This is a genomic window from Alkalihalobacillus deserti, from assembly GCF_020734105.1.
Lineage (GTDB): Bacteria > Bacillota > Bacilli > Bacillales > Bacillaceae_D > Halalkalibacter > Halalkalibacter deserti.
In genome coordinates this window covers 1-8,769 of the sequence record NZ_JAJAFR010000043.1, presented here as the reverse complement: position 1 = coordinate 8,769, position 8,769 = coordinate 1, and the positions used below count along the sequence as shown (strand labels likewise).

Genomic DNA, 8,769 nt, shown 5'->3' with positions numbered 1-8,769 from the left:
AGAAATTATTACTGGAAAGAAAATCGGAAGAGAGAATTCTAAACAAAAAATCTTATTCAATCCAATTGGTATGTCGATACACGATGTTTCTGAAGCTCATAGAGTGTATTTAAATGCTAAGCAATTATGCATCGGAAGTGACCTTTCCCTTTGGGAAAACCCTCACTGGTTGTAAAAACTATGGTTTCGAATGGGGAATGAATATGGAGAAAATATTAAGCAATACATTTCAGACACTTGCTAAAAGTAAAACGGCAAATCGGATGGCAAAAAAATACGGGTTAAAACTGGGAGCGAAACGTTTTGTCGCAGGAGACTCCATTTTGCATGCTATAGATTGTGTCCGAAAAATAAATGACGATGGCATGGTGGCGATGCTAAATTATTTAGGCGAATATGTTTATACAGAGGAGGCAGCCTTTGAAGCAACTCGGAACTGTATACTCACCCTAGATGCTATTTATGAAACTGGTATTAAGAGTAATTTATCAGTTAAAGTCACTTCTTTAGGATTAGATATAAGTAGAGAAGTTTGTATTCAGAATTTAAGGCGAATTTTAGAAAAAGCAAAAGAGTACGGAAATTTTGTGCGAATTGAAATGGAAGATTACTCACATTGTGAATTAACTTTAGATATTTATAAAGAATTAAGAAAAGAATACGAGAATGTAGGTACGGTTATCCAAGCATACCTCTATAGAACAGAACAGGATATCGATGATTTAAATCATTATAATGCAAATTTACGTTTGGTAAAAGGAGCTTATAAAGAGTCGCCTGAAGTAGCTTTCCCTAAGAAAAGTGACGTAGATAAGAACTATGAAGCAATCATTAAAACTCATTTAAAAAATGGTAATTATGCTGGAATTGCTACTCATGACGATGCGATGATTGATAACATCATTGGATTTACTGAACAATATCAAATTTCAAGGGATCAGTTTGAGTTTCAAATGTTATATGGCATTCGTTCTGACTTGCAAAAGCTGTTAACTGAGAATGGTTATAAAGTACGTGTGTATGTACCGTATGGAACTGACTGGTTTGGCTATTTTATGAGAAGGCTCGCAGAGCGACCTGAGAATGTGACATTTGTTTTAAAAAATACATTTAAATAAACCATTTGTCAAGTAAAAAAATATTGGAAATTAATTGACTAATCAACTTAAAAGAGAGGTTTCCTAACATAGAAATTAAGCTGTTAAATCATCTGACACCTTAAAGGAATAAAAATTCCTTTTTGTGTAATAATAGTTTAAGATAATTTATTCGAGAGGGAAACAAAAATGACTAAAACTCTTCAAATTTTTAAGTTGGACACGTTCAAGAACGAACCCAATACGGACTTCTCACTAGACGGTGAGGTGAAGGCGTTAAAAGAAGCCATTTCTACTGTTCGACGTGATTTAGGAAAAGAATATCCTGTAATTATCGGAGGAGAAAAAATTTATACGGAAGATAAAATCACTTCTATTAATCCAGGAAAGAAAGAAGAAATTGTTGGCTACATGAGTAAGGTAGATCGTGAGATGGCTGAAAAAGCTTTACAGACGGCTACGGAGACGTTTGAAACTTGGAAACTAGTAAAGCCAGAAAAACGAGCTTCTTATTTATTCAAAATAGCAGATTTAATGAGAGAACGACGTCATGAATTATCAGCTATATTAATTATTGAAGCAGGAAAGAACAATGATACATTTTATAGAGGGGGAATAATTTTGAAGAATAAGATTTTTAGTTTATTTGTTATATTACTTGCGTCACTTGTAGTTTCAGCCTGTAGTTCAAGTGAAGGCGCGTCAGGTGGAAAAGAAAAAGCTGGAGATACCATTGATATAAGACTCTCTGGCCAATCTCCAGATGACCATCCAAGTACTCAAGCATTGTATAAGTTCGCAGAACAGGTAAAAGAAAAAACTGGGGGACGAATTAATGTAAATGTTTATCCAGCAAACCAATTAGGAGATTATACAACAGTGTATCAAGAGATAGGGCGGGGAACCCTTGACATGGCTTTAATCTCTCTAACAGGTGAACTTGATGATCGTTTAAGATTAAACTTTGTTCCTTATTTAGTAAAAGATTATAAAGATATAGATAGCGTTATTGGTACTGACTCTTATGTTTTTAATAAGTTACAAGAAGTAAATAACGAGGAAGGTGTTCAACTTCTAGGCTTTCATGCAAATGGATTTGGGGGAATTGGAACCACCAAGGAAATGACAAATTTATTAGACTTAGGGGAAGATAAAGGTTTATTATTACGCGTACCACCAGATGATGTATTTAGACAACCGATGGTAGATATTGGTTTTAGAACTGTAACAATTCCATTTGCCGATCTTTATACTTCTTTACAAACTGGTGCTGCTGATGGTTGGTCTGGTGGAGAAGCTTCCTTAAATTATCTAGGCTATCGTGATGTTATAAAATATTACTACCAAACGAATGATTTCTTTAATGCAGATGCTTTAATAATAAATAAAAATCTCTTTGATGGACTTAATGAAGAGGATCGTAAATTAATAGAGGAATTATCAAAAGAGATGATGGCTGAAAGTATTGAAACATCTGAAAGTTATGATAAGGAATACATGGAAAAACTGAAAGAAGAAGGAATAACGGTTGTTGAATTTAGTGAAGAAGAAGTTAATAAATTAGCTGAGTATGTTCGTGAAAATACTTGGCCAAAGCTTAAAGAACGTCTAGGTGATGATATTATTGATGAATTATTAAAGCAGTAATATATTTAGTGGAAATGACATTTGTCTAGTCTTTTGATTATTCAAAATGTCATTTCCACAGATTTTAAACAATAATCTTTACCTTTGAAAAAGTGAGTATAATTCGGAAAATTAATGGTAAAAGGGGAGGTTTAATTTGAAGACATTAGTTAAAGTACAGAAGGGGATTATGATTATATCCAGCATACTTATTCTTATCGGCTTATTCCTATCTGTATGTTTACGTTATGTTTTTAAAATGGATTTATTCGGAATTGAAGAACTGCTCCTTATCCCCATATTCTTGCTGTATTTTATAGGTGCTGCTCAAGGTAGCTATGAAAAAAGTCATATTACTGCTGATATTTTGGAATCGTATGTTAAAAGTGAAAAAATAAAAGCATGGAATAGGTTGGTTACTTCAGTCGTAATACTTATTGTCTGTTTAATTATAACATTCTGGAATTCACAGTATATATTTTGGAGTTTCAATAACGGGGGTAACACATCCGGTTACCAAATCCCTTTATTTATTCCACATGGAACAGTTCTAATAGGATTCATATTGATGTCTTTTTATTCATTAATAGATTTCTTTCGCCAAATTAGTATGGTTAAAGATGAAATGAAAAAAGGCAAAGCTAATAGTCCCCAGACGGGAAGTTAATCTTCAATTTAATTCAAAAAGTAAGGGGGTTTATTGTATGGAGATGTTAATTGCTTTAGTTATTTTAATAGTTACTTTGATAATCGGAATACCAATCCCATTTGTTTTTTTAGCGACAGTCATATATTTAATATTTTCGTTAGGATATGACCCTAGCTTTTTAATCCCCTATGGATTTAGTAAACTAAATAATATGGTTTTATTGGCGATACCACTTTTTATTATGGCCGGCGGCATAATGAGCTTGGGTGGGATAGGTAGAAGGATTGTAGACTTTACCGAAATGATAGTAGGTAAAACTAAAGGTGGAATGGGGGTTGTTACAATCATAGCTTGTGCCATTTTTGGTGCGATGTCTGGTAGTGCGGCCGCTGCACTTAATAGTATAGGTGCAATAATGTTTCCTCGTTTAGAGAAAAGTGGTTACTCAAAAGGGTTTGCTACCTCCTTAATTTCCAGTGCTTCTGTACTAGGCCTTCTCATACCTCCTAGTGCAATTATGATTTTGTATGCGTGGATTGGAAATCAATCGGTTTTAGCTAGTTTCTTAGCGACAGTAGGGCCCGGAATTATATTGATGATTCTTTTGAGTATTATAAATACTATTTATATGAAGAATAAAGATATTAATATTCAACAAAATAATGATAACCCTGGATTGTTATCAACAAGTAAAACGCGAAAAAGTATGCTAGCTATACCTGGTTTACTAATGCCATTTATTGTATTAGGTGGAATATATAGTGGGGTTATGACTCCGACTGAAGCCGCGGCCGTTGCTGTAGTATATTCAATACCTATTGGTTTTTGGTTTTACAAAGAATTGAACCGAAAGCGTCTTTATCAATCATTTGTGGAAGCAGCGACAACAACTGGGGTACTTATGGTTATGCTATATGGAATAATGCTTCTCAGCCGTATTATTATAATGGAGAATATACCAGATACTTTAATGAAGTTTTTATTGTCAATAACAGAGAACACATTGTTATTAATGTTATTAATTAATCTATTTCTAATAGTTATTGGAATGTTAATGGATGATGTAAGTGCGGTTTTACTAGCTACGCCTCTTCTGCTACCTATTGTCGTGAATTTAGGGATTGACCCTATTCATTTTGCAGCTATTATTGGAGTTAACTTAGGAATGGGACTCCTTACTCCACCAACAGCTCCTTTATTATATTTAGGTGGCCGAATGAGTAAAGCACCGATCAACACAATGATGGGACCAACGATGTTAATGCTTTTATTTGCTTGGTTACCTACGCTCATTATTACAACATTTATTCCTGAAGTTGCTTTATTCCTTCCACGTTTACTTCTAGGGTTGTAAAAACATTAGTATAGTTATAGATTTAATTAAGTGAGGAAAACAATGGATAAAGAAATATAGATGTTAATCAAGGAATAATACGGTAACATTTTGAAGTTTTATAGTAAGCGGTTGGTTATAGTATTTCTAGATTAAAATATTGTCTTATTTGAATTGACAATGCCCTCCTATATCCCGAAAAGGAACAAATAAACTTTTAAAAAAACAGTTTACTAGAACACAATTAATGGAAATTACAAATACATTTAAGAGTCAAATATAACGAATAAAGGTAAAGGCGTTGCAATTTGCAAAAGAGATATCAATTACACTTTTTGTGAGCGTTGTCTGTTCTAATATTGCTCATGAAACAATTAGATTCTGATATAGTTGTAACCACAACAATTCTACTCAGACTGTAATGACGAACTCCGGAAAGTTTGCACACTATGGACCAGGTCTTATTAATAAAGGAGTATTATTTGGTAGTTTGAAAGACTGTTAAACTCCACCATATCTGGTGTGGTTAGTTTTTAAAATCCAACCTGGCTTAACTAATAAATAATGTGTTTAGAAAGGATGAGTTTTTTGTTATTACTATCTGAAGAAGATATTGAAAAATCCCTATCAATGGAAGAAGCAATTAATGTTATTGAAGAAGCATTTTTAAAATATGCTAATAATGATTTTGTTATGCCTGCCCGGAATTTTTCTAAAGTAAAGGATGAAGATACTTTATTGATAATGCCATGTTTTGTAGATGATTGTATTGGTTTAAAAGTTGTCACATCATATCCATCAAATAATACAACTAACAGTCCGGTTACACAGGGGTTAGTGTTACTTAATAACAGAGAAACTGGAGATCCATTAGCGATAATAAATGGCACCGTTTTAACAACCATAAAAACAGCAGCTGTTGCAGGAGTTGCTATGAGGTTCTTTATGAAAGAGGCCGAAACAGTTGGATTAATAGGGACCGGATTACAGGGAATGTATCAACTTCTTGCAGCTATCTCCAGTACTTCAGTTAAAACAATTTATATATTTAATCGATCCTCTGAAAAAATGGAAAGGTTTATTCAAGAGTTTCGAACAATTTCAAAAAGTGATATCGAAATTATACCTGTTTTAGATAAAACGGAATTAATTCGTAATTCACAAATTATAATAACAGCAACAACTTCTGTTTCCCCTGTTCTTCCAGATGAATCAGGGATTTATGAAAAAAAATTGATTGTTGGAGTTGGTTCCTATAAAAGCAATATGAGAGAATTACCTCAATCTTTATTTGAGAGTTTAGACTATTATTATATCGATTCTGAACAAGGGAAAATAGAATGTGGTGATATTATAGATCCATTGAAAGAAGGATGGGTTAAAGAAAGTCAAATAGTATTGTTATCAGATATGTTAAAGGGGAGATTGAAAGTAACTCAACACAAAAATCCGATTGTATTTAAAACTGTCAGCATGGCATTGTTTGACGCCTACATTGGGAACTATGTTTTTAAAAAGGCAAAAGAATTAGGAATAGGTCAGGAATTAAAGCTTTAATAATAAAAAGAAGAAAAAGCAATGTTCACAAAACGATGAATAGTAGAATGTCAAATTCAAATTGAAGCGTTGAAAATTTACCAATTTAATTATAGAGGAGTGTAAAACTGTGAGTTTTAAAAGAATGATCCATGCTGTAGACACCCATTCCGGAGAGCCTATGCGAGTAATTACTGGAGGAGTTCCTAATATACCTGGGAAAACAGTTTATGAGCAAATGCGTTGGCTTGAAAAAAACGATGATCAGCTTCGAAAGTTTATGTTAAGAGAACCAAGGGGATATCCTCCTCTTTGTTGTAACCTTATCGTGCCCCCTAAGCATCCAAATGCAGATGCAGGTTACATTATAATGGAGCAGGTTGAGTACCCAGTTATGTCAGGTGGGAATACCATCGCTGTTGTTACAGTACTTTTGGAAACGGGCATGCTGCCAATGAAGGAGCCAGTTACTGAGCTAACACTTGAAGCTCCTGCTGGACTTATTCGTGTAAAAGCAGAATGTTCAAATGGTAAAGTGACGAACGTAACATTTAAGAATGTTCCGGCTTTTGCACCATATATAGACGCAGAAATTGATGTGCCTCATTTAGGAAAAGTAAAGGTAGATGTAGGATGGGGTGGGATGTTCTATGTCATTGCTGACGTACGCCAGTTTAAGGGACTTGAACTTATCCCTGAACATGGTCGAGAAATTGCTCGTATTTCCTCTATGATACGCAAGGCTGCTGAGGAACAATTACCTGTAGAACATCCTGATTATCCGGGAATCGGTATTACTATTTCTCAGCTTTCTGGACCAACTACAAATCCTGAAGCAGATTGGAAGAATGTAGTTAACGTTGCTTCCGGAGATCTTGACTGGGATGACCCTTCTACATGGACGGGTGCTCTGGATCGGTGTCCTTGTGGGACTGGAACTAGTGCAAAAATGGCTACCTTGTATGCCAAGGGGGAATTGAAATTAAATCAAGACTTCCGACATGAGGGGGTTCTGGGAACAGTATTTAATGGACGCCTTGTTGAGGAAGTAAAACTTGGTGACCACAAAGCCGTAGTTCCAACCGTTAGTGGTGAGGCGTGGATTACCGGATTTAACACTTATGTACTTGATCCAACGGATCCTTTTCCTAACGGATTCAGTATAGGAGATATTTGGGCATAAGGGAGTTTTTGAAAAGTTATCAGATATGTTAAAGGGGAGATTGGAAGTAACTCAACACAAAAATTCGATTGTATTTAAAACTGTCAGCATGGCATTGTTTGACGCCTACATTGGGAACTATGTTTTTAAAAAGGCAAAAGAATTAGGAATAGGTCAGGAATTAAAGCTTTAATAATAAAAAGAAGAAAAAGCAATGTTCACAAAACGATGAATAGTAGAATGTCAAATTCAAATTGAAGCGTTGAAAATTTACCAATTTAATTATAGAGGAGTGTAAAACTGTGAGTTTTAAAAGAATGATCCATGCTGTAGACACCCATTCCGGAGAGCCTATGCGAGTAATTACTGGAGGAGTTCCTAATATACCTGGGAAAACAGTTTATGAGCAAATGCGTTGGCTTGAAAAAAACGATGATCAGCTTCGAAAGTTTATGTTAAGAGAACCAAGGGGATATCCTCCTCTTTGTTGTAACCTTATCGTGCCCCCTAAGCATCCAAATGCAGATGCAGGTTACATTATAATGGAGCAGGTTGAGTACCCAGTTATGTCAGGTGGGAATACCATCGCTGTTGTTACAGTACTTTTGGAAACGGGCATGCTGCCAATGAAGGAGCCAGTTACTGAGCTAACACTTGAAGCTCCTGCTGGACTTATTCGTGTAAAAGCAGAATGTTCAAATGGTAAAGTGACGAACGTAACATTTAAGAATGTTCCGGCTTTTGCACCATATATAGACGCAGAAATTGATGTGCCTCATTTAGGAAAAGTAAAGGTAGATGTAGGATGGGGTGGGATGTTCTATGTCATTGCTGACGTACGCCAGTTTAAGGGACTTGAACTTATCCCTGAACATGGTCGAGAAATTGCTCGTATTTCCTCTATGATACGCAAGGCTGCTGAGGAACAATTACCTGTAGAACATCCTGATTATCCGGGAATCGGTATTACTATTTCTCAGCTTTCTGGACCAACTACAAATCCTGAAGCAGATTGGAAGAATGTAGTTAACGTTGCTTCCGGAGATCTTGACTGGGATGACCCTTCTACATGGACGGGTGCTCTGGATCGGTGTCCTTGTGGGACTGGAACTAGTGCAAAAATGGCTACCTTGTATGCCAAGGGGGAATTGAAATTAAATCAAGACTTCCGACATGAGGGGGTTCTGGGAACAGTATTTAATGGACGCCTTGTTGAGGAAGTAAAACTTGGTGACCACAAAGCCGTAGTTCCAACCGTTAGTGGTGAGGCGTGGATTACCGGATTTAACACTTATGTACTTGATCCAACGGATCCTTTTCCTAACGGATTCAGTATAGGAGATATTTGGGCATAAGGGAGTTTTTG

The 8,769-nt window shown here is 35.5% G+C and carries 8 protein-coding genes and 1 pseudogene; all 9 read left to right on the top strand.

The window, feature by feature from the left end:
• The first annotated feature begins 4 nt into the window (after nt 1-4).
• The 9 genes and pseudogenes from LDX58_RS26930 (at nt 5) to LDX58_RS25075 (ending at nt 8,758) form a co-directional block, all read left to right on the top strand.
• Complete coding sequence (locus tag LDX58_RS26930; RefSeq protein ID WP_227940394.1) at nt 5-175, top strand: hypothetical protein; 171 nt, start codon at nt 5-7, stop codon at nt 173-175.
• Between the two features lie 28 nt (nt 176-203).
• Nucleotides 204-1,118: a proline dehydrogenase family protein gene (locus LDX58_RS25105; RefSeq protein WP_227940393.1), complete on the top strand. Its 915-nt coding sequence runs from the start codon at nt 204-206 to the stop codon at nt 1,116-1,118.
• 168 nt (nt 1,119-1,286) lie between these two features.
• Nucleotides 1,287-2,744: a TRAP transporter substrate-binding protein DctP gene (gene dctP, locus LDX58_RS25100; protein ID WP_227940392.1), complete on the top strand. Its 1,458-nt coding sequence runs from the start codon at nt 1,287-1,289 to the stop codon at nt 2,742-2,744.
• A gap of 136 nt (nt 2,745-2,880) precedes the next feature.
• The gene (locus LDX58_RS25095; protein ID WP_227940391.1) at nt 2,881-3,390 is read left to right on the top strand and encodes a TRAP transporter small permease; all 510 of its coding nucleotides are present in this window, start codon (nt 2,881-2,883) and stop codon (nt 3,388-3,390) included.
• Between the two features lie 37 nt (nt 3,391-3,427).
• A complete protein-coding gene (locus tag LDX58_RS25090; RefSeq protein WP_227940390.1) occupies nt 3,428-4,726 on the top strand; it encodes a TRAP transporter large permease in 1,299 nt (432 codons plus the stop codon).
• Nucleotides 4,727-5,120: 394 nt separating this feature from the next.
• Nucleotides 5,121-5,210 (top strand): annotated as a pseudogene (locus LDX58_RS27065) (hypothetical protein); the annotation flags it as partial.
• Between the two features lie 83 nt (nt 5,211-5,293).
• Nucleotides 5,294-6,262, top strand: coding sequence for an ornithine cyclodeaminase family protein (locus LDX58_RS25085; protein WP_227940389.1), 969 nt, complete (start codon nt 5,294-5,296; stop codon nt 6,260-6,262).
• 109 nt (nt 6,263-6,371) lie between these two features.
• A complete protein-coding gene (locus tag LDX58_RS25080) occupies nt 6,372-7,424 on the top strand; it encodes a proline racemase family protein (protein ID WP_227940388.1) in 1,053 nt (350 codons plus the stop codon).
• Between the two features lie 281 nt (nt 7,425-7,705).
• On the top strand, nt 7,706-8,758 hold the full coding sequence (locus LDX58_RS25075) for a proline racemase family protein (RefSeq protein WP_227940388.1): 1,053 nt from the start codon (nt 7,706-7,708) through the stop codon (nt 8,756-8,758).
• Nucleotides 8,759-8,769 lie beyond the last annotated feature (11 nt).